Source organism: Planctomicrobium stercoris (genome assembly GCF_051465655.1).
In the GTDB taxonomy this organism is placed as follows: Bacteria; Planctomycetota; Planctomycetia; order Planctomycetales; family Planctomycetaceae; genus Planctomicrobium.
Genome location: NZ_CP195791.1, coordinates 4641456 through 4661701, shown reverse-complemented (window position 1 = coordinate 4661701; position 20246 = coordinate 4641456). Strand labels below are relative to the sequence as shown.

The 20246-nt window shown below is 56.6% G+C and carries 16 protein-coding genes; 5 read left to right on the top strand and 11 right to left on the bottom strand.

Annotation, left to right across the window (positions count from 1 at the left end; genetic code table 11):
- Positions 1-24: 24 nt before the first annotated feature.
- Entirely contained in the window at positions 25-1404 is a 1380-nt protein-coding gene (locus SH661x_RS18675; RefSeq protein WP_437224679.1) for an O-antigen ligase family protein, read from the bottom strand.
- Positions 1405-1744: 340 nt separating this feature from the next.
- Between SH661x_RS18675 and SH661x_RS18670 the strand changes: the two genes are divergently transcribed.
- Complete coding sequence (locus tag SH661x_RS18670) at positions 1745-2893, top strand: sulfotransferase family protein (RefSeq protein ID WP_437224676.1); 1149 nt, start codon at positions 1745-1747, stop codon at positions 2891-2893.
- 157 nt (positions 2894-3050) lie between these two features.
- A complete protein-coding gene (locus tag SH661x_RS18665; protein WP_437224673.1) occupies positions 3051-4019 on the top strand; it encodes an NAD-dependent epimerase/dehydratase family protein in 969 nt (322 codons plus the stop codon).
- Positions 4020-4859: 840 nt separating this feature from the next.
- Here SH661x_RS18665 and SH661x_RS18660 read toward each other — a convergent pair.
- The 3 genes from SH661x_RS18660 to SH661x_RS18650 form a co-directional block, all read right to left on the bottom strand.
- Positions 4860-5348, bottom strand: coding sequence for a hypothetical protein (locus SH661x_RS18660; RefSeq protein ID WP_437224671.1), 489 nt, complete (start codon positions 5346-5348; stop codon positions 4860-4862).
- A gap of 67 nt (positions 5349-5415) precedes the next feature.
- The gene (locus SH661x_RS18655; RefSeq protein ID WP_437224668.1) at positions 5416-5871 is read right to left on the bottom strand and encodes a hypothetical protein; all 456 of its coding nucleotides are present in this window, start codon (positions 5869-5871) and stop codon (positions 5416-5418) included.
- Between the two features lie 85 nt (positions 5872-5956).
- A complete protein-coding gene (locus SH661x_RS18650; RefSeq protein ID WP_437224665.1) occupies positions 5957-6871 on the bottom strand; it encodes a hypothetical protein in 915 nt (304 codons plus the stop codon).
- Positions 6872-7203: 332 nt separating this feature from the next.
- Here SH661x_RS18650 and SH661x_RS18645 point away from each other — a divergent pair, with 332 nt between their 5' ends.
- Positions 7204-7374: a type II toxin -antitoxin system TacA 1-like antitoxin gene (locus SH661x_RS18645; protein ID WP_437224663.1), complete on the top strand. Its 171-nt coding sequence runs from the start codon at positions 7204-7206 to the stop codon at positions 7372-7374.
- Positions 7375-7669: 295 nt separating this feature from the next.
- Here the strand turns inward: SH661x_RS18645 and SH661x_RS18640 are convergent, their stop codons facing one another.
- From SH661x_RS18640 to SH661x_RS18615, 6 genes are all read right to left on the bottom strand, one after another.
- Entirely contained in the window at positions 7670-7999 is a 330-nt protein-coding gene (locus SH661x_RS18640; protein ID WP_437224660.1) for a hypothetical protein, read from the bottom strand.
- A gap of 2 nt (positions 8000-8001) precedes the next feature.
- A complete protein-coding gene (locus tag SH661x_RS18635; RefSeq protein ID WP_437224658.1) occupies positions 8002-8850 on the bottom strand; it encodes a hypothetical protein in 849 nt (282 codons plus the stop codon).
- 13 nt (positions 8851-8863) lie between these two features.
- A complete protein-coding gene (locus SH661x_RS18630; protein WP_437224656.1) occupies positions 8864-10402 on the bottom strand; it encodes a DUF3987 domain-containing protein in 1539 nt (512 codons plus the stop codon).
- Positions 10403-10929: 527 nt separating this feature from the next.
- Positions 10930-11145 carry a helix-turn-helix transcriptional regulator gene (locus tag SH661x_RS18625; RefSeq protein WP_437224654.1) on the bottom strand — a complete coding sequence of 72 codons (216 nt, stop codon included), beginning with the start codon at positions 11143-11145 and terminating at the stop codon, positions 10930-10932.
- A 278-nt stretch (positions 11146-11423) separates the two neighbouring features.
- A complete protein-coding gene (locus tag SH661x_RS18620) occupies positions 11424-12860 on the bottom strand; it encodes a transposase (RefSeq protein ID WP_437224651.1) in 1437 nt (478 codons plus the stop codon).
- A gap of 637 nt (positions 12861-13497) precedes the next feature.
- Positions 13498-14655: a tyrosine-type recombinase/integrase gene (locus SH661x_RS18615; protein WP_437224649.1), complete on the bottom strand. Its 1158-nt coding sequence runs from the start codon at positions 14653-14655 to the stop codon at positions 13498-13500.
- Between the two features lie 582 nt (positions 14656-15237).
- On the opposite strand from SH661x_RS18615, the gene SH661x_RS18610 reads away from it, so the two are divergent.
- Complete coding sequence (locus SH661x_RS18610) at positions 15238-15588, top strand: hypothetical protein (RefSeq protein ID WP_437224646.1); 351 nt, start codon at positions 15238-15240, stop codon at positions 15586-15588.
- Positions 15589-15710: 122 nt separating this feature from the next.
- Here SH661x_RS18610 and SH661x_RS18605 read toward each other — a convergent pair whose 3' ends face one another.
- A complete protein-coding gene (locus SH661x_RS18605; protein ID WP_437224643.1) occupies positions 15711-16739 on the bottom strand; it encodes a DUF1559 family PulG-like putative transporter in 1029 nt (342 codons plus the stop codon).
- 701 nt (positions 16740-17440) lie between these two features.
- Between SH661x_RS18605 and acnA the strand changes: the two genes are divergently transcribed.
- Entirely contained in the window at positions 17441-20197 is a 2757-nt protein-coding gene (acnA, locus tag SH661x_RS18600; RefSeq protein WP_437224640.1) for an aconitate hydratase AcnA, read from the top strand.
- Positions 20198-20246: the final 49 nt, after the last annotated feature.

Sequence of the window (20246 nt, the reverse complement as noted above, 5' to 3'; positions counted from 1 at the left end):
GTGATACGGTCTGGCTCAGGCTGGTCAGCTCCAGCGGGCAAAAATGCGGACAAAAACGTACGCACCCGCCAGGAGACAGGCACTGCACGTGACCCAGGGCTTGATCACACGAGGGGTCAGCCGCAGCAACGGCCTGGGGTTGGTGCGATAGAAGCCGACAAGGTTGATAAACGCAGCTGCGGTTCCGCAGACCATGTACGTCGGAGGAACGTAACACCGGGAGAGCGAACACATCCCCATACACCACTCGGCGAGGATGGCTGCAATGTACGGGAACATGCGCCGCAGTTCCGGATCTTCGATCTGAAAGCGATACCGCTTCATCAGAAAGAACGTGAATGCGGGGAGGAAGAAGCAACCGAAGAACAGCGTTCCCCCAAAGAATCCCAGTTCAACAAAGGCATGCACAAAGGAATTGTGGGCGACGTGCCCAGCAACGTCGGGGTAGACCCCTTCTCCGATTCCGAAGAAGAAGCGGGTACTGCGAATGGCTGCCAGTCCGTCTGCCCACAGCTGCACACGCTGCTGCCCTGTGCCTTCGGAGATATCAATTTTACCAGCCCGCCCCAGCATCACCGGGACGGTCATCGCCCCCATGATGCCGATGGCGATGGCGACTTTTGTCCCGTATTTGCAGCATAGCCAGGCCATCATCCCCACTCCCAGCGCGAGCAGTCCTCCGCGGGAGTAGGTGTAGTACATGGCGACCGACATGATCGCCAGCGGGATCAACCACAGGACACGCAGGATCGACAGCGTTGGGTCGGTCAGAAAGTAGACCGAAATAATGCACGTCGCCACGATCAAAAGCGAGATGTCATTGGGGTCATGAAACACCCCCAGCCCGCACAGGCGGAAGAACCAGATCTCATCTCCGTAGACGTTGACGCCATTTCTGTCGGGAATATGACGCAGCGTGGTCCGTTCAGAAGGATCCAGGCCCCGCTCCCGCTCGAGCACCTCGTAGAATTCCGGGTTGTCCGTCCAGTAATCACGGAACGCACGGTAATCAACCACGCTGTAGGCGATCATCAAGGTTGAACAGATCGCGGTCGACATCAGAAAGTAACGCAGCCGTAAGGGGGTCGTCAGGACGGAGACCAGCACCAGGTAATAGACAACGACCTTCAGCATCCCGATCAGGCTGACGTCCAGATGAAAGAAATTACCCGTTGCGAGACGGGACATCAGGATGGCGAGAGTCACCCCCAGCACGCACAGGTTCACTGGCTGCTGCATCATGGTTTTCCACCGGACCTGATTGTGCAGGTCCTGCAGAGAAAACAGGAATGCTCCAAGAATGCAGGGCAGGTACAGCTGCAGGTTCCCCAGGGAGGGGAAGACCTCCTGCGGCCGTACAAACAGCAATGCGTTCGCGAGCAGAAAAAGGTAATAACCGAGCACGCCGGCGACTCTGGCTTCCGGAATTTCAGTTCGAACGGGAATTCCGCACCGCGCAGAATCTCCTCCCGTTCTGATTCTTCTAACTATGGAACCGGGGAAGTTTGCGGGTCTGGGGAAGGCCGGAATCGTTGCCAAAATTCACCATGCATTCCCGCCACACGCCGGCAGATTCCGACTCACCGTCATCTTCCGGAATCCCGTCTCTGTCGGTACATTTGCAATAAACCGACACTTCCAGTTGCCCATTGCGCGAAGTCATCGTAAATTGCGAATGGAAGTGAAACGGAAGACCTCCAGGCAACCAGCAAACCCACTTTGCAGGTGAACGACAGAAGGCGCAATGACAGGTTCCGAAAATAAGCCGAAAAGGACTTCGCAAGGGGGGCTCATCCTGTATCACGGGATGAAACTCTCGACCATGTACAAGCTGATGCAGCTCAAACCGAGCCTGCGTTGGTCACGCTGGAAGCAAATCGGTCTGATGCCGTTTTTCGGCGCCTACAACTCGACGATGTCCCTCGTCGAGAACGTCCTCTTTGGCCGGAAGGTGGCCGACGCGGAAATTCACCCCGAGCCAGTTTTTGTGCTCGGATATTGGCGCAGCGGGACGACCCTTCTCCACAATCTGCTCTCCCTGGACCCGCGATACGCGTATCCCACGCTGTACGAAACCATCTTTCCCTGGCACTTTCTGGCTTCAGAAACCATCAACACCCGTCTGACCGGTTGGATGGTCCCGAAGTCCCGTCCCATGGACAACATGGAGGCACACTGGCAGGTGCCTCAGGAAGACGAGTTTGCCATCTGCACCATGTGTCTGGTCTCGCCATACACATTGCCCCTGCGACCGTTCGATCTGCAGGAATGGACCCGGTCCTTCCGCATCGACGAACTCCCGGCGGAAGATCGCAAGCTCTGGTTCGACACCATGAAGCTGTTCATGAAGAAGCTGACGGTGCGTCACCGCAAGCCGCTGATCATGAAGTCCCCGTCACACACCTATCGTGTCAAACAGCTTCTGGAGCTGTTTCCGCGGGCGAAATTCATCTACATCAACCGGCATCCGTTCGACGTCTTCAATTCGACGCTGCACCTGCGATCCACCCTCATCGGGGAAAACACGCTAGGAAGCCCTTATCACCCGGATCCGGAAAACAGCATCATCGAGACTTATCTGGAAGCGTTTCAGGCGTACGAACGGGACAAGCACCTGATCCCCGCCGGAAATCTGGCTGAAGTCAAATACGAAGATCTCTCCGCCGATCCGATGTCAGAACTCCAGCGGCTCTACTCCGAGCTGAACCTGGGGGGATTTGACGAGGTTCGTAGACGTCTGGAACCAAAGCTCGAGGACCACAAGGAATACAAGAAAAACAAGTTCCGCCCGGACCTCCACTGGCGGCAGCAGGTGTATCTCCGCTGCCGGGAAGTCTACGAGAGATTTGGCTATCCCTCTCCCGATGACGATTCCGACACAGCGGCCGCTTGAAGAGTGGACGTCCGTTCGCTGACCTGTCACCATGCAACCGGTGGGAAAGTCCGGCGCATCGCCGATCATCGTGGCCGATCGGCTGCGAACGGGTGAACCCGCCTCCAGGTATCCACTGCTCTTCTCTAAAGTTCCTATTCTGCCGACAAGGCGTCTCATGGCTCAGTGTCTCGTCACCGGCGGCGCCGGATTTATTGGCAGTCATCTCACCGAACGGCTTCTGGAACTCGGGCACGACGTCCGCGTGGTCGACGACTTTTCGACCGGTCGAGCGGACAATCTCAGCAAGGTGAAGGACCATCCCCGCCTGACCCTCATCAAGGGGTCCATCACCGACCAGCTCCTCCTGACTGAAGCTGTGCAGGGGGTCGATGTCGTTTATCACCTGGCAGCCGCTGTGGGTGTTCAACTGGTGGCGAAAGATCCAGTGCGGACCATTGAAACCAATATCTATCCGACGGAGTGCCTGCTTCGGCAATCGGCCCTCCGCGGTTGCCGTTTCTTCCTCGCTTCGACCAGTGAAGTCTACGGAAAGAACCCGAAAGAACGCTGGACGGAAGAGGACGACCTGCATTTCGGACCGACCTCACGACCCCGCTGGGCGTACGGATGCTCCAAGGCGATCGACGAATTCCTGTCGCTGGCCTACCACGGAAAATACCAGCTTCCCGTGGTGATCGGCCGGTTTTTCAATGTGGTCGGTCCCCGGCAGGTCGGCAACTACGGCATGGTCATCCCTCGCTTCGTCGATCAGGCCCTCAACGGGGGCCCGGTCGTGGTCTACGACGATGGTAAGCAGGTTCGCTGCTTCGCTCACGTCAAAGAAGTCGTTGAATGCATCATCAGTCTGACAGAGTCCGACGACGCCGTCGGACGGATCTTCAACATCGGCAGCGATCAGGATGTTTCGGTCCTGCAGCTTGCCCAGGAAGTAATTCGACGCGTGAATCCCGAAGTGGAGATCAAGCACGTCGAGTACAAGGACGCCTACGGAAATGATTTCGAGGATGTCCGCCGCCGCGTTCCCGACGTTTCGCGACTGGCAGCCGCGATCGGCAAGAAGCCCTCACTGTCACTGGGAGAGATCCTGGATGACATCATTGCCTGGAAAAAAAGCGGGAGCTGATTCTGACAGCAAAGGTCCGTGACAACTCACTTCGCTGCACGGGACCGCAATCGCACTTCAGACCCGGTGCGACTCAGACTGCCTTTAGCTCGGTTTTCCGGCGATGCCCCGCTTCCAGCCCCTGCCTCAGGGGAGTGTGACGGCGATTGCGGGTGATTCTACGCTCGAAAGTTGTGTTGACCGTCGCCGGAGAGACACATATTCGCGAGACTCACTCTTCTGGTTTGAATTTCCTCCTGCTCGAGGCACCTGAAAAAATCCGGCAAGTCTGAGTCGAATATCCGCAGCCGGGCTCTAGCTTCAGTAAGCAGCCCCGCGCACCTTTCGACACACCGGCAATATCCGCCGACAGGGGTTTTAGCCTGAAGCTCAATGTGTAAGTCGTTCTGCCTCAGTGTCTTACAGCTTCATCTTCGCCGGGCGCATCTCAGAAAACACCCCACGGGGATCGAAAGTTACTTCTTCGGGGATGCTGCAAAAAGAATCATGAAAAGCCGTCTTGACCAGATTTGAGCAGTTCCATACCTTCCCGCCCATCGAAGGCAGGGTGAGCAGCCTTCGCAAAAAAGAGAGCTCATCGCCCCCGGAAATAGCTTGTAGTCCTCCGCCCCCCTAGGACTCGCTGTTTCCGGGTTTTTTTGTTTATGGGGCCTTTTTATGCGGTGAGATTCAGCCAGATCGGCGATTGCGCTACGCATGCGCTACAAAACAAAAAGCCGGTCAGTTCACTTGCACACTGAGCAACTGCCGTGAAAATGAGGCGTGGCGCACAAAAAAGGCCCCCGGGAGCGTCGCCAAACGCCACCCGGGGGACAAAATACCATCGTCGCCAACCGATGGTCAGTAAACGTGGAAACCGATTCTCAGCATGTCCTGCAGGAAGTCCCGCAGCATGCGTTTGGCTTCCGTCCGGTTCTTCGCGTTGTGAACCCGGAAGCCGATCTCTGCACAGTGGCGGACTCGGTGGTCATCGTGGGGAATCACGAAATCCTGCGTGTTCCGGTCCTGAAAGAAAATCGCCACTTCCGGGTTGCCCAGGTAGTCTGCCGAAGCCGTCACGTAGCGAGCCGGTGCATTCTTGCTCGCTGGCTGCAGGAAGAACGCCCGGTGCTCTGACTCCAGCACAGCGTAAATCTGCTGCTGGTCCTGCTCCGGGAGTGCGTCGAATTCGGCCTTGTCGATGCTGCCACCGTGGAACGTGGTGAACTTGTCTCGCACTGACGCTGGCAGCGTCGGCACGTTGTCGAACGTGAAGCGGTCGTTCCCCCTGCTCATGACGCTGCAGCCTGCGAACGCGGGAGGGCAGGGAGACTCTGAGAATGCGATCATGGGAATGTTCCTTTATGAAAACACCCCCCCCGGCAGCGAACCACCGGGGGCGAGAAAGTTGGGAGCTTCAGTAGATTTCCAGCCCGTGTTCCTGAACGAACTTCACGAACTTTTTGAGGATCTTCCGCGCCTCGGTCTTCGAATCGACGTTGATCACGGACAGGACGATGTGGTCTTCCCCAAAAATGCGACCGTCATCACTGATCATGAATTCGAACCGGTCCTGACACATGCAGTGCATGTGAGCTGCTGACTCGACGTACTTGGCCTCTGTCACCAGCATGCCGTCGCCACGGTCATACAGCGTCAATCCACGTGAGGCGAGCGAATCTCGAACAAACTGCTGCTGTTCTTCGTACAGTTCATTCCAATAACCACTACGGATGAACCGGCCTGCAGGGAGTGCCGCGAACATCAGAAACGCATCGGGAGCAGAAACCCGAATGTGGTCAAAATCGCCCTCTTTGGGAAACGTTGTCGGGATCTCAGGGCGAACCGTGGCAGCAGTTGCAAAATCGATCATGAGAATGTTCCTTTGGGTGAATGCCCCCGATCCGGCCTGAGCGTTCACGGGGGCGATGGATGCGCGAGAAGAGAAAGAATGCAGATCAGACGCCGGAGATGGACAGCGTTTCCCGGGCTCGCTGGAATGCTTCCTCGTCGCTGCGAACACCGTCGACCAGCAAATGCACGTCCTGCCGGTCACCCACTCGGATGAGACGGGAATTCGGCTCGACCGCAGACAATGACGGCGCGGTCACCCGTGCGGGCAGGATCTTCTCAGCCGCGTTCAGGAACTTGCTGGCAATGAGACGCAGCCGCTTGGCCAGTCCCGCATAACCTTCCCTCTCGTGGCTCCAGATCACGTCTGTGACGCCCGGATCGATTTTGAGGTTCAATGCACCGCTCCGGGTTTTCTCGACGGCAACAGCACAGGCCAGAGCCTGCTGGAAATGCTCAACGGCCCGTGCCTCCATCACATTCAGGTCCTGATGATTGGCCAGCTTCGGATACTCCAGCGGCTTGATGAACAGTTGCCAGAATCGCACCTGGCCCCCGGAATTCAGCTGCACCTGATTGAACCGCTTCACGCTCATTCGAACTTCAGTGTTCATCAGCCCGGTTTCTTCGGACGGGGGAGTCGAATACTCATGTTCAGGTCTCCAGCCAGACGGCATTCTCACCCGGACGACGCAGTAGCCTTTCCCAGTCAGCCCACGCCCAACGGCAACCAAATGCCAGATGTCGCACTTGTCATCGTGCAACGTCTCCCGATTCAGTTCTACCGCGAGATAGGTTGCCAGCTCCCGAGGCATGGCCGTAGTGATTGCACCGGGAATCGCGTTCGCCGATGTCGGTTCCGGACCTCCCGCCAAAGAAACCACCAGCTTGATGCTGTCCGGGGGAGTGTTCGTAAAGTCTGGCCACTCATCCGGAAGCACCAATTTTTCTGGCGTTTGGACCGTTGGCAGAGAATCGATTTCGGATTGTGTGACCGGGGGTTGTGTTACGTTCCAATTCATGGGACAATTCCTTTAGGTGGCCTGCCGAAGCCCTGAGAAAGTTTCCGGCAAGCTGTTCAGTGATGAGCCGGTTGCACCATGCGACCGGCTTTTTTCATGCGCCCTTCTTACCCGGCTCCGGCTGTCCTCCTCAGCCCAAAGAAAAACGCCTGCAAGCGGCTGGGTCGAGCAGCACAAATGCAGGCGTATCCGGACGTAGGTCCATGAATCGAATTGTCGGCTGTCATCCCCTCGACCGGAACGGCTGCCGTGTAGCATGTGTTATACACCTGCTATCATATGGGAGTCAAGCGTATTGAATGTGTTGGTTCCGCTGGATATCCGTATTCTTCATGAGCAAGTCCATTCAGGTGAACATTCGCTGCGAGGATTCCCAAAAGACAGTCTGGGAACGCGCTGCCGCTGCAGATCGTCGGACCCTCACGGATTGGATCCGGATTCAACTTGATGATGCAGCTGCCCGCCAGTTGGAAGAACAAGCAGACAAGCCGAAGCGGAAGTGACCGGGCGAGTTTGATACACGGGTTGCAATCCTACGTAAAATTTTTCGTAGGGTCAGCCGCTTCAGTGGAACCAAAGCTGTTCGTAGTTTTTGGTACTCCCAGAAGGGGTCCGGCCCAAAAACTCGCCAGAACATTGAGAAAAGTGGCAATAATTCAAAAGGTAAAAATTACCTTTTGAACCTTCCGGCAAATTTACCGGAAGGTTTCCCGGTCCTCCCTCAGGTCATCCCGGCCCCTTCCGACGCGATGCAGGCGATCCTGGGGCTGCCATCGTGGCAACCGGCCTGAACTGCCTTCATGCTTCCATCTGGGAGAGTGTCGCGGCTGTTTCCATCTGGACGGCCTTGTATTCGCCGGTTTCCGGATCGCTGAAGTGATAGCGGAGCATGGCAGCCCCCTGCTGGTAGAGTCCCTGCAGGTAGTTCTGAAGTGCTTCAGGTTCACGAATGGGGAAGAGTGTGAAGGTTCCCCCCTTGGTATGCCGGTGCATCACGTCACGCGCGATGTCTTCCGATTCGAAGACTTCCCCGTACATCTCGCCATTGTTGCGAAACAGCAGGAAATTCCCGTGGCCACCTTTCCCTACGTAAACGGGTAGGTGGACGTGAAAAGTGTCGATGTCCATCCTCATTCCCCCATGGCCAGAATGCCTGCAATCAATGACCAGTCTTTCGCCACCTTCACGCGATGGATCTTGACTTCATTCAGAAACGGTAAAAGCCTCGATTTTCCCGCAACAGTTTCAACCTGCAAATCCGGCTTCGGCACGTCGATGTGATCCCATGCTTCCACCGTTCCGACTTCGATTCCGCCGATGACCACGTCTTCCTCGTGGTCCTTCTGGGAGAACGACAGATCCAGCACATACAGTCCGTCTGCCTTCACGTTGCCGGTGATGTCTTCAAAAAGGACAGTGCGAGCCTCGTAGCCGAAGAATGGATTCTGATTCAGCGAGCCGCGCAGCTTTCCGGTCGATCGTCTCCATGACTCTGACGCCGTGGAAAACGGAACAGCGACCTTCCAGCGAAACGCGTTCAGATACTCCGGTTCGTCCACTCCGTTGATCTGACCGGTTTTCTTGTTGTAACCGATCAGATTGCTGCTGGAGATGTTGGTTTCGACCACGCCTTCTTCGGGATCGACAAAGATGTGCCGGGTTTCGTAGGCAACGGTTCTCTTGATAGTCTGTCGTGATGACGAGAACGCGAACTCGAATTCCCCGGATGCCAGTTCTCCATTGTTCTCCTTCGCCTTGTTGATGGCGTACACGGTCATCACTCGCCAAGAATTCGGGTTCCCCGGAATCCGATCCATCTTGGAGATATTCGAAAGCTGCATCGAGCCAATCGTTGCGGGTAGACCTTCAACGATGGCGTTCACTGCGTCCTGATACGATTCCGCTCCTTCGACAATCGCCTCTACCTCGAGTCGATTCGGCGAAACCGATTCACTCCAGGTCAAGTATGTCGTTGCCATGTGTCTGTACTCCCTATTCCGTCAACTCGCGGTAAAGCTGGGTCATTGTCTCGTTCATCTTCACCAGTTCGCGGTTGTTGTCTTCGGACTTCTTCAGGATCTCCTGATCGACGGTCCCGGATGTCCCCAGCCCCATCATGGCCTCGCGCGCCGAACTGGTCAGAATTCGTTCGCCGCTGTTTTCTTTCATGTCCTCGGACAGACTCTCAGCCCGGCCACTTAGACGGCTGACGTATTCCGAGAGAACGTCAAAGGCTTCGGACTTGTTCCCTGTTGCATTCAGCGATTCGTATTGAGAACGCAACGCTTCATCTTCCGCTTTCTCGCGAGCATCGCCGGTCACACCGCCTGCCAGCTTCCTTTTCCGGTCGGCAACTTTGTTGATACTCTCGATCTGAGCATCCCGGATTTCCTTTTCCTTCCGCTTCTGTTCGTCTTCAATTCGCTTCCGGTCCGCGTCCAGATCCTGCTGAGCAGCTTCCAAGGCTCGCTTGGCGGTATCCGCTGTGATGGACCCGGCGTGGAATGCCTGCCCGATCTTGGCCATCTGGTCGGCGAATTTCTCTTCTGCCGTCTGCGTTGATTCCCGGAGTCGTTCGCCGAACTCTTCCATTTCCTTCGCCATGATGCCTGCGGGTGAGTTTTCGTACTCCTCCTTCTCCGCGTCCTGACGACGTGCTGCAGCCCGTTCCACCCCGGCGTCGTACTGATCTTGGTTCAGATGGCCGTCCACCGCCGCCGTTTCACGACCGTGTTCATTCACGAATTCTCGGAACAGGGCAAGTGCATCTCGATCGAAATGGATTGGCGCGGGACGTTCTCCACACGGAAGCGAGTACAGCCCCTGAAAAATATTGCGAACATCACTTTCAATGCGGGGATCAACTACGTCATCAGTCCAGCATTTTGCTGACTCTGGTGGACGGCAAAGCAGGAATCGGGACGCCAGCCCGTTCTCGGTGTTCTCTCCCTCGAAGCAGGACTTCAGAACCGAAGGCTGAATCGTTCCAGAAATGGAAACCGCTGCTCGAGGAATGTAACGAACGGTCCCGTTCACTTTCCGATCAACGGTCAGGGGTTCGGCGCGAAACATTCCCAACCAATTCGCTACATCCGATCCACCGCGTCCCTTGTACTGATTGAACGATTTGAAGAGTCCTGCCAGTTCGTCATACTTCGCCAGAACTCCACGCGGGTTTCCGGTGAGAATGTCGATCAGGGCTTCCGTCGTGACATCACCAACCTGAAATCGGCGTGGTACTGGCCTGTTAGGCTTTGGCGGTTTCTGGCGTTTACCTGAGCACTGCCGTTCCCATTCGGCAAGTTCTTCTTCAAACATATGGAGAGCATCGGCATTCTGCTTAATGCTCAAATCGTGCTGCTCTCCAACAAACGACGTCCCCGCATTAAGGGAAGACGATTTGTTGCTTCCGGACTCTGCAATGGTCGCTGTCCAGATCACAAATGGCTCTGTCCATGTTGATTTCACTTCGACGACAGCAGAATTCCCGACAGCTGCAGCGAGCGAACTGAGCATCGGCAGCGCAACCATTGACAGGTCACACCCGATGGCCGCCGAAGACTCACGGATATAGTCACTGACTGGATGCGGAATGCGATCAACTGGAAGTGGCTTGAACGGCTCCGGAAGCCTCACCGGTGACCGTCGCCTACCTGCTATCGGGGTCGAAAGACCGTCGCCAGTCTCGCTTTCATATTCGCTTTCGTCGCCTGGCTCTCTCACCGCGACACCCCCGTCAGCCCAAGAGCATCTAGCACATCAGCGCGGAAGTCGGCGTTTTCCCGCAACTCTCGAATCAGTCGCCACTGCGCAAACCAATTCAATCGGGGTTGAGAATTGCCGTTTTCGCTGTCATCGACCCAGATCGACGGGGTTCGTGGCGTTCCGTTCCCACCAGAAAAGCGGGGAATCCGTTCCGGAAAAAAGGGTCCGCCAAGTTCAGGGTGCGGATCCGGGATTGGCACAGAGTCCGATTCTGATAAAATCAATGTGTCGTCTCCATCACGACAAGAGAAAGAATTTCGCCCGGCCCCGGTTTGCCCCCGGGGTCGCCGCGTTTAAGAATCCAAAGCGGATGAGCAGTTGGTGGATCGCTCATCGATCCAGCGGTCAAGCTCGCGCTGCAGATACCAGACCCGGGAACCAGCTTTGTAGAACTTCGGACCGCGCCCCAAGCTGGCCCAGGTTTCCAGTGTGGACTTTTGCAGTCCCAGATACTCGGCAGCGTCAGCCCGCGTCAGCTTGGCAGGGGCTTGAATTTGAGCGGTTGTCATGTGCGTTCACTCCGTTTGCAGCAGCCTTATTGCTGTCTGATGGAGTGATTAAAAGCGACGATCTAGATACAGGCAATCGCTTTTTGGACGCTTTGATGCCAGCGCCGGATAAAGACTTTTGCGCCGTTTTTTCGCCGTTTATCTGTCGACTTCCGGCTTCAAAAGTGAAGCGTGGACGCTAACCAACTTCGATCTTGGCGATTTTTGACGTACCATACCAAGCTCGCATTGAGATTTAACCCAACGCTTGAACGCAGTTTCGCCCATTGTTGTGCCCTTTAGCAGCCCGTTGAAGTTGGCATGATTTGGAGTTTCCGGGGTGTACGTGGTCGCTGTGGGGTCAATTGCCAGTTGATGTCTCGGAACGCCATCGGATGAGCTGTCCTTGCCTGGAGCGATCGCAGGCAGCTTCTCAGGGCGGCCCAGAGAAGCGTGCAGGTTCCCCAGAGTGCCAGAATGGCCCGGATTCCGCCTTGCAGACCTCTGGGTTTGCCGATGCCGAACGCCTTGAGCATCAGCAAACCCAGGTTCCTGGCTGCAGCCACGATCAGGTAACGCTTGTTGATCTTCTCAATTCCTCGCAGCCACGTTCGTCTCGCTCCGCCGGTTTCGCACACATGGGCGAAGCTGCGTTCGACCTTCTCGCTGCGTTGACGCTGCAGGTCCTTTCCCTTGGCTCGACTCATGCGCTGGCGGTTGTTGAGCACTGCCTGCTGCACTTCCTCCGGCTTGTCCGTCCACGTGCGATTGTGTTGTGAATTGGGCTCGGGAATGTACGTTCTGAGTCCCAGCTGCGTGGCCTGCGTGATCGTCTCGTTCTTGTGATACCCCTTGTCGGCAGCAACCTCTTCAATCTCTTCCGGACTGCCAGCGAGAATCACGTTCTGCTGGGCATTCACCACGCTTTCGATGAGCGTGCCGGCATCACTGTTCGTCCCATGACACACCGTGGCGGAGAGGATGAACTCATTCTCCAGGTCGATCACATGCTCAGCCTTATAGCCCAGATGAGTGCGGCCATCTTTCATCTTCACGATGCGGGAATCGGGGTCTGACGACGATTCCCAGTCGGCATTGGAGACCTTCTTCTTCCCCTGCTGATGACGGGTTTTATCGAACTTCCGCAGGTCATCGTCGCTGGGGGTCTCTCCCTCTTCGATCAGCCCTTCCTCCTGCATCAGGCGTTTGAGGAACTCCTTCCAGTCTTCTCCCGAGTCCTTTCTCACGATTGTTTTCATGGCGGCGTTGGCCTCCAGCAACGTGGAGTCGACACCGGTTGATTTCAGCTTGAGAAGTCCATGCTCATCGATGATGCTGAGCACCTGCTGGAACACCTGCTGGTGAATCTCCAGCGGGAGTCGATCACGAATGCGTGTCAGGCTGCTGTGGTCCGGGGTCTCTTTCCCCATCGGAATGCCCAGGAACCTTCGCAGCGAGAGAGAATCTTCGCAGCGCCAGGCGATGCCACGCTGGGAGTCGATCCCTTCAAAGTACCCGACCAGCAGCATGCGGAAATAGACGCCCGGAGGGATCGACATGCGACCTGTGCTGGCATAATACGGGGAGCAGAGGTCCTCGAGAACCTTGTCGAATCCCGCCTTGGCCAGCACCTGATTGAGCTTGTCATAAAAGACATGCCCCGGTCCTCTGGAGAGATTCGCTGTCGGAGTCCAGAACTCCTGCTGCTGCGACTGCTCCCGCTTCCCCAACGCCATGGACCACCCTCCCTGAATGCCTGAAAACTCAACCACCGGCAATCTACCAGACCTGTCAAGCGAAGGGACGATTTTCAACGGGCTGTTAGGCGGAGCCTGAGCTTAGATTTACCGATCGTTACCCAATCATTCGGCAAATTTGATTCTGACGAAATCCGAGCGTAAACGACCCACCTTTCTCGGTCGAGCCTCGCCACGAGTTTATTTAACTCTCGTCGGTTTTGCGGGACAGTGAAAACTTCTTGAAAGGTCCTCAAGATATGCCCGTGTTTAAGAGGAATCTTGCCCTTACTTCCTAAATCTTCGGTTCTGTCAGCAACAAACATGCAGAGGTGATAAAGAATCTTACTCGCAGCACGATGGCCAGATGACTCGTGAATCACGGGGAAGCGTTCGTCGTCGAACTCAACGGAAACGATGTCAGCACACGTCTTGTCTTCGAGAATTGACAAGTTCCCGATCAACCAAAGAGATTTCTTGTACTTGCGAAAATTCCGAAATATTAAAATCGAAATCTCTCTTGCATCCTCAAAGGCATCCTCGCTATCCGAATCGATCGAATCAGACAGATAGCGAAACAGTGAAATAACATCAGACGAGCAACAAATACTTTCCGATTTATCGTCTAAATCGTGCATCACTCACCCGTCTTTCCGTTTCCCATGATTTGCCCGATCACCGCTTCTGTCGCTGCCCGGATCACTTCCGATTCGGCTGGCGTGTAGTGTGCCGCTGTGGTCGCAATATTGGCATGTCCCAGCGTCGTTTGAATGAGACGCAGGTTTACCCCGGCATTGTTCATCCATGCCCCCAGCGAGCGCCGCAGGTCGTGGAACCGTAGATCCTGAATCCCGGACGCTTCTCGCACCTTCTCCATCGCTGCTTTCGGCTCGACGATGTGTCCGACCTTTCCCCCGCCCGGGAACACCCATGGGTTGCTGGTGGCTCGATTAGCGAATCGTCTCCGCAGAATCTCCAGAGCCGGATCGATCAGTGGAATCACCTTGGATCGCTTTCCTTTGAACTTCTCGCGGGGGATTTCCCAGAGACCACGGTCAAGGTCCAGTTCCTCCCATCGCATCGTCGCAAGGTTCTGGCGTCGGGCGCCGGTGTAGACAGCCAGATAGATGAAATCTCGCGTCGTTTCACGCTGCAGGTCATCCACGGCAGCGAAAAACCGTTTCACTTCATCCGGTCTCAGGTATCGTTCGCGTGGTTCGAACGTCGGCCGGTCGGTTCCGGTCACCGGGTTGTATTCAACCCACTCGTGTTTCACGGCGATGGAAAACATCTTGGACAGTAACGCCCGGGCCTTGTGTCCTGCCCCCTTGCCGTTGCTGGCGACGATCTCAGCAATCCGGTCGGCAATCATCCCCCGGCGGATCTCGGCCAGTGGCTTTCGCTTCCATGATCCGTGAAAGGCATTGAATTCCTTCACGTCCCGTTCCCATGTCCGTTTTTTCAGCTTGGCGTGAGTATCGAGATACAGGTCGAACAGTTCTCCCAGCGTCCGCCGACCGGCATTCCGGTCGTGATGGACATCTTTCCCCTTGGAAACATCACCGATGATCCCCTTGCAGATGTCCCGGGCCTGGCTCGCGGTCAGCTCCGGAAACGTGCCGATCCGGATTCGACGCGGCCTGCCATTCACCCGACCGTAGAAATAGAACGTCTTCCGACCGGCAGGACTGACAGAGATACAAAATCCCTGCAGCTGGGAATCGTGAACGAAAGCTGCTCGACTCGCAGGCGTCGGAAGCTTGGCAACGACAGGATTTGTGAGATGCTTCTTCACTGCGCTACAAACTCATTTTGCTACGTCTGCGCTACACTTGACGTCAAATTCCGTCAAACTGAGAACAAGTGTACACAACAAAGTTTCAGGGCGAAAGAGCGTAAACCCATACAGCGTAAAGAATCGTCAAACTGAGACAAACGCAGTGCGCTACGCTGTCGGCCAACTCGCTGTTTCCGGGTTTTTTTGTTTTTAGGGCGGCGTCAGGTCTTGAGTCGTCTGCGTAATCGCTTGGTGTGACAATCGGCATTCCATTTCATTCTATGCTTGGGCCTATAGCGTTCCTGGCTCCTGGATGATTTATCAGCATGGGCAGAATTGCCGCGCCTTACGTTTTGTTTAACCAGGTGATATTCGCAGCTGGAAAAGAGCGATTCCGGGCTTCTCAATCGCGTGGATTCGCTTGAGGCGTCGAAGTGCCCTGGATGTAGACCTGATGCTGTCAGTTTTGGCGGGCGGCTTTTTTGTGAGTTCTCGACCGAGTCGACGAATTTCTTTGGGAAACGTCTGCGACTCGGTTGCGGCTGGCGATGGTCCTGGAAAAGAATGCGGAATTGCAACCAAATTGCTGTCGGAGTTGAAATGGCGGACGAGTTCAGTGTTCTTGTGTTGTGCAAAGATTTGTTCTTCGGGAGTCAGCTGCATGGAGCGGTCCAGCGGGCCGGACGAAAAGGGCGTACCTGTTTGTCGCAGGCGGGGTGCCTTCAGCAACTGGTGAACGGCGGTATCGACTTCATTGTGATTGACCTGGAGTTGCCGGAACTCAACATCGCGGAGTTGAAGTCCGCTGCGGGCGAGCACTGCCGGTTGATCGGTTTCGGGCCGCATGTGCGAGAAGAATTGTTTCGCGATGCCCAGTCGGCAGGCTGCGACGTGATTCTCACTCGCGGTCAGGCTTCGAGCCAGGTGGAAAAGCTGCTGCGATCTGCGTGAACTCTGCTCAGACTGATTGGCGGCGAGCGCATGAACAAAGCCCGGTACAGGAACTGTGCCGGGCTCGCGAGGAGTTTTTCGTGTCCGTACGACAGGTGCGGAGTGGTCTGGGATGAGTTGTCTTAGAACTCGTTCAAGACCTGTCCATCGGCGATGCCGATCAGCATCCCGAACGTGTTCCCTGCCTGGATGAGATGAGTATTGTTTGTGGCGTCTGTTGCACCGGCGGGGATGACGAACGCAATGTTTTCGCTAATGAAGCGGACCGCGCCGTCTCCCATCAGGAAGTGTGCTCCGCCAGTATGGAAGCTGCTGTAGGAGGTCGAGCTGGCGGTGTTGGCATTGATCTTGGCATTAGCGACCCCCAGCGTGTCATCTCCACCGCTTCGCGTTGCGAGTGCCAATGCGGAATTATTCTGGTTGGCGGCCACTTGCCAGGAGCGTTCACCGATGAAGATGGTGTTGCTGGTGCCGTCAGTAATGTTCTGGAAACCAGTGCGGCTGTTCTGCGCAAATGCGCCCACGTAGCCAGACATTGGGGTGGTCGCGTGGGGGGTCGCTGTGTAGAGAGCATCGTAAAGAGAGGTTCCGAGTGGGCTTACGCTGCTGGCGGTGGTCGCGTTGTCTCCGACGTTATGAGATGCGACGTAGCTGCTCGTCGCGATCGCTGTGGCCGTGTAACCGGTGGCCGCCGTTAAGGGACGTCCGGAATTCAGCCCCGGGGCGGTGTCGGATGGGCACTGGAAATTGGACATCCGTGTCGTCATGGCGGCTTTCCGTGCCGTGGCTGTGTCGAGCAATGCATCCTTCACGGTCAAGGTGCCGGGCTGCACGGTCGTGAAAATCGTTGCGCCGTCTGTCTGGGGAAGAATGGCAGCTCCCCAGGACCATGCTGGCGATTGGGTTCCGAGATCAGGGCCGATCGCCGGTGTGTTGTTCTGATAAGTGATATACCCGGGCGGAAGGGTGTTATAGACCTCGTGATAATTATGGAGCGCCAGGCCCATCTGCTTCAGGTTATTCTTGCACTGGGAACGGCGTGCGGACTCCCGTGCCTGTTGCACGGCAGGCAGCAGCAGAGCAATGAGCACAGCAATAATTGCGATCACCACAAGCAGTTCGATCAGTGTAAAACCTCGACGTTTGGCCATCACGTTTGTCTCCAGAAATTTAGGGAAGCGTCTCGAGCAGGACGTGCTCGTCACTCGCTTTTGTGTGGCGACAAAACGCTGGCCAAGTGTTTCACTCAACAGAAAAATTATTAAGTTTTCATCTATTCTTTATATTTCGATGGCGGACAGACTTGTCGTTAACAACGCGTAATTGTTTTAAGTTTTGTATGCAATCTGGATGTACCTTAATATCAGATTATCAATTCAGTGAACTCAGTTGCATAAAGTCCTGCCTGTAAAGAGGCGTGCGGTGACTGCCCGGACAGTCGCTGTGGCAGGCGCGGTGGTCGGGCCCTCGTGTGCTTCCTCACGCGGCCGCTGATGCGAGGTCACCTTTCGAGCCGGCGCGAAACTCCCACCGGAGCAGTCGCCGTTCAGAGTTGTGAACTATGGACGATCGAGACCTCGCCAGCCTGCACAGAGACCTGTGCGGGCCGCCCGCAGTGGGTGCGGAGAACGACTTCTGCAGCCGTTTTTGCAATTTTTTGCAGCATTCTCTCAATCGGGACAAAAAATCAGACTCGGATGGGCAAGGTTTGAAGTCCGGGGCCATAACAGCCACAATAGACTCAGCCTGCGATCCGGTCGCTGAGGGGGGAGCCTCCTCGGGCCGGGTTGCTATCGCCAATGCCCCTTGAACATCGGGCCGGTACATGCTGGTCCCGCGGAGTTTTCGATCTATGAGTGGTTCCAATCCCTACGGCGCGGAGCACAAACTGCAGACTCAGGCCGGCGAAGTCACGATTCATCGGCTCGGGAAATTGACGGAAATGGGGAAAGGGGACGTTTCCCGCCTCCCGTTCTCGATCCGGGTTCTTCTGGAATCCGCTCTGCGAAGCTGTGACGGCTACATCGTCAGCGAGCAGGATGTGCAGAATATCCTCAACTGGACTCCGCACCAGAAGGAACCGACGGAAATTCCGTTCATGCCCGGTCGGGTGGTTCTCCAGGATTTCACCGGGGTTCCGGCGGTCGTCGACCTGGCCGCTCTGCGGGCCGCCATGGTCCGGATGGGGGGAGATCCAAAGAAAATCAACCCCCTGGTCCCCTGCGACCTCGTGATTGACCACAGCGTTCAGGTCGATGCCTTCGGCACGGGAATGGCCCTGCAGACCAACGTCGAACTCGAATTCGAGCGGAATCAGGAGCGTTATCAGTTCCTGAAATGGGGACAGAAGGCATTTCAGAACTTCCGCGTCGTTCCGCCAGCGACCGGAATTGTGCACCAGGTCAACCTGGAGTACCTCGCCGGGGTCGTGTTGACCCGCGATGGCGTCGCCTTCCCGGATTCGCTCGTCGGAACCGACTCCCACACCACCATGATCAACGGCCTTGGAGTCGTGGGCTGGGGGGTCGGCGGGATTGAAGCGGAAGCGGTGATGCTCGGCCAGCCGATCTACATGCTGCTGCCGGAAGTTGTCGGATTCAAACTGACGGGCGAACTGCCGGAAGGGGCGACCGCCACCGACCTGGTGCTGACAGTGACCCAGATGCTGCGACGTCACGGCGTGGTCGGCAAATTCGTCGAATTCTACGGCCCGGGACTTTCCAATATGTCCCTGCCGGACCGGGCGACCATCGCCAACATGGCGCCGGAATATGGTGCGACGATGGGCTTTTTCCCGGTCGACGCCGAAACGCTGCGATATCTGGAGCGAACCGGACGAAGTGCAGCCCAGATCGATCTGGTCGAGAAATACTACAAGGCCCAGGGGATGTTCCGCACGGACGATTCCCCCGAGCCGCAGTTCACCACCACGCTGTCGCTGGACCTGTCGGAAGTCGCTCCATCGATGGCTGGTCCGAAGCGTCCCCAGGACCGCATCCTGCTGACCGGCATGAAGAGTCAGTGGGAACAGGATCTGGGAACCACGTTCGGCAAGGCGGTCTCGACCGGCGATTCCACCCCTGCAGCGATGACTGATGAAGGGGGACTCGCTCCGGCGACTGCAACTCTGACTGCCAGCGACCCAGGACTGGACGGCGTTGAAGTCGATTATGCTGGCGAGACATTCAAGCTGAAGCATGGGGCTGTGGTGATCGCAGCGATCACCAGCTGCACCAACACTAGTAATCCCAGCGTGATGGTCGCTGCCGGATTGGTCGCCCGGAACGCCGCGAAGAAGGGATTGAGCCGCAAGCCCTGGGTGAAGTCCTCACTCGCCCCCGGAAGCCGGGTTGTGACCAGCTACCTCGATCAGGCTGGACTTTCGCCGTGGCTGGATCAGCTGGGATTCCAGCTGGTGGGCTACGGCTGCACCACCTGCATCGGCAACAGTGGTCCGCTCCCGGACGAAATCGCGGACGCCATTCAGAAGAACGATCTCGTCGCCAGCGCCGTGCTGTCCGGAAACCGGAACTTCGAAGGCCGTATCAATCCGCATGTGAAAGCAAACTACCTGGCCAGTCCGCCGCTGGTTGTGGCCTACGCCATCGCTGGAACGGTCGATATCGACCTCACCACCGAGCCGCTTGGACAGGATGCGGACGGCAACGATGTGTTCCTGGCCGACATCTGGCCGAGCCAGAAAGAAATCGCCGACACCGTGGCAGCCGCCATGTCTCCGGAGATGTTTGTCGAACAGTACTCCCATGCCAGCCAGGGACCGCCGGAGTGGCAGGCCATCGAAGGTGGAAGCGGCGATCTGTTCACCTGGGATGAGGCGAGCACCTATGTGCAGGAGCCTCCGTTCTTCGTGGACATGCCTGCCACGCCGCAGCCGATTCAGGCGATCAGTGGGGCACGGGTGCTGGTGAGCGTGGGGGATTCCTGCACCACCGACCACATCAGCCCGGCGGGCGCGATCAAGAAAGACTCTCCCGCGGGCAAGTTCCTGCAGGAGCACGGCGTGGCTCCTGTCGACTTCAACAGCTACGGAAGCCGTCGCGGAAACGACCGTGTGATGACACGCGGAACGTTCGCCAACATCCGGCTGCGAAACCTCATTGCTCCTGGAACAGAAGGGGGAGTGAGCAAGTACCTGCCTGAGGACAAGCAGTGCTCCATCTACGAAGCTTCCATGAAGTACCAGTCCGAGAAGACTCCACTGGCTGTTCTGGCCGGCAAAGAGTACGGCACGGGATCATCCCGAGACTGGGCTGCCAAGGGGACGCAGCAGCTTGGGATCAAGTTCGTCATCGCCGAAAGTTACGAGCGGATTCACCGTTCGAACCTGATCGGCATGGGGGTCCTGCCGCTGCAGTTCCGTCCGGGCGAAAGCCGTGAGGCATTGGGGCTCGACGGTACGGAGATCTACGACGTCGCTTTGAATGACGACCTCAAGCCGGGTCAGGCGGTCGAGGTCACGGCCCATTGTGCAAACGGAGACGATATTCACTTCGTCACCACCTGCCGCATTGATACGCCTGTGGAAGTGGAGTACTACCGCAACGGTGGAATTCTGCACACGGTGCTGCGGCAGCTGTTGAAGAACTGATCGACAGTCTGCATGATGGAATGATCGAGAATCAGTCTCTTAGCCCCAC

Coding starts and splice junctions, on each gene's coding strand:
- SH661x_RS18630 (WP_437224656.1), bottom strand. CDS start 10,402: ATGGTTGCGCTGCCGATGCTCAGTTCGCTCGCTGCAGCTGTCGGGAAT.
- SH661x_RS18640 (WP_437224660.1), bottom strand. CDS start 7,999: ATGGACATCGACACTTTTCACGTCCACCTACCCGTTTACGTAGGGAAA.
- SH661x_RS18635 (WP_437224658.1), bottom strand. CDS start 8,850: ATGGCAACGACATACTTGACCTGGAGTGAATCGGTTTCGCCGAATCGA.
- SH661x_RS18625 (WP_437224654.1), bottom strand. CDS start 11,145: ATGACAACCGCTCAAATTCAAGCCCCTGCCAAGCTGACGCGGGCTGAC.
- acnA (WP_437224640.1), top strand. CDS start 17,441: ATGAGTGGTTCCAATCCCTACGGCGCGGAGCACAAACTGCAGACTCAG.
- SH661x_RS18670 (WP_437224676.1), top strand. CDS start 1,745: ATGACAGGTTCCGAAAATAAGCCGAAAAGGACTTCGCAAGGGGGGCTC.
- SH661x_RS18620 (WP_437224651.1), bottom strand. CDS start 12,860: ATGGCGTTGGGGAAGCGGGAGCAGTCGCAGCAGCAGGAGTTCTGGACT.
- SH661x_RS18645 (WP_437224663.1), top strand. CDS start 7,204: ATGAGCAAGTCCATTCAGGTGAACATTCGCTGCGAGGATTCCCAAAAG.
- SH661x_RS18660 (WP_437224671.1), bottom strand. CDS start 5,348: ATGATCGCATTCTCAGAGTCTCCCTGCCCTCCCGCGTTCGCAGGCTGC.
- SH661x_RS18665 (WP_437224673.1), top strand. CDS start 3,051: ATGGCTCAGTGTCTCGTCACCGGCGGCGCCGGATTTATTGGCAGTCAT.
- SH661x_RS18605 (WP_437224643.1), bottom strand. CDS start 16,739: ATGGCCAAACGTCGAGGTTTTACACTGATCGAACTGCTTGTGGTGATC.
- SH661x_RS18655 (WP_437224668.1), bottom strand. CDS start 5,871: ATGATCGATTTTGCAACTGCTGCCACGGTTCGCCCTGAGATCCCGACA.
- SH661x_RS18650 (WP_437224665.1), bottom strand. CDS start 6,871: ATGAATTGGAACGTAACACAACCCCCGGTCACACAATCCGAAATCGAT.
- SH661x_RS18610 (WP_437224646.1), top strand. CDS start 15,238: ATGGCGGACGAGTTCAGTGTTCTTGTGTTGTGCAAAGATTTGTTCTTC.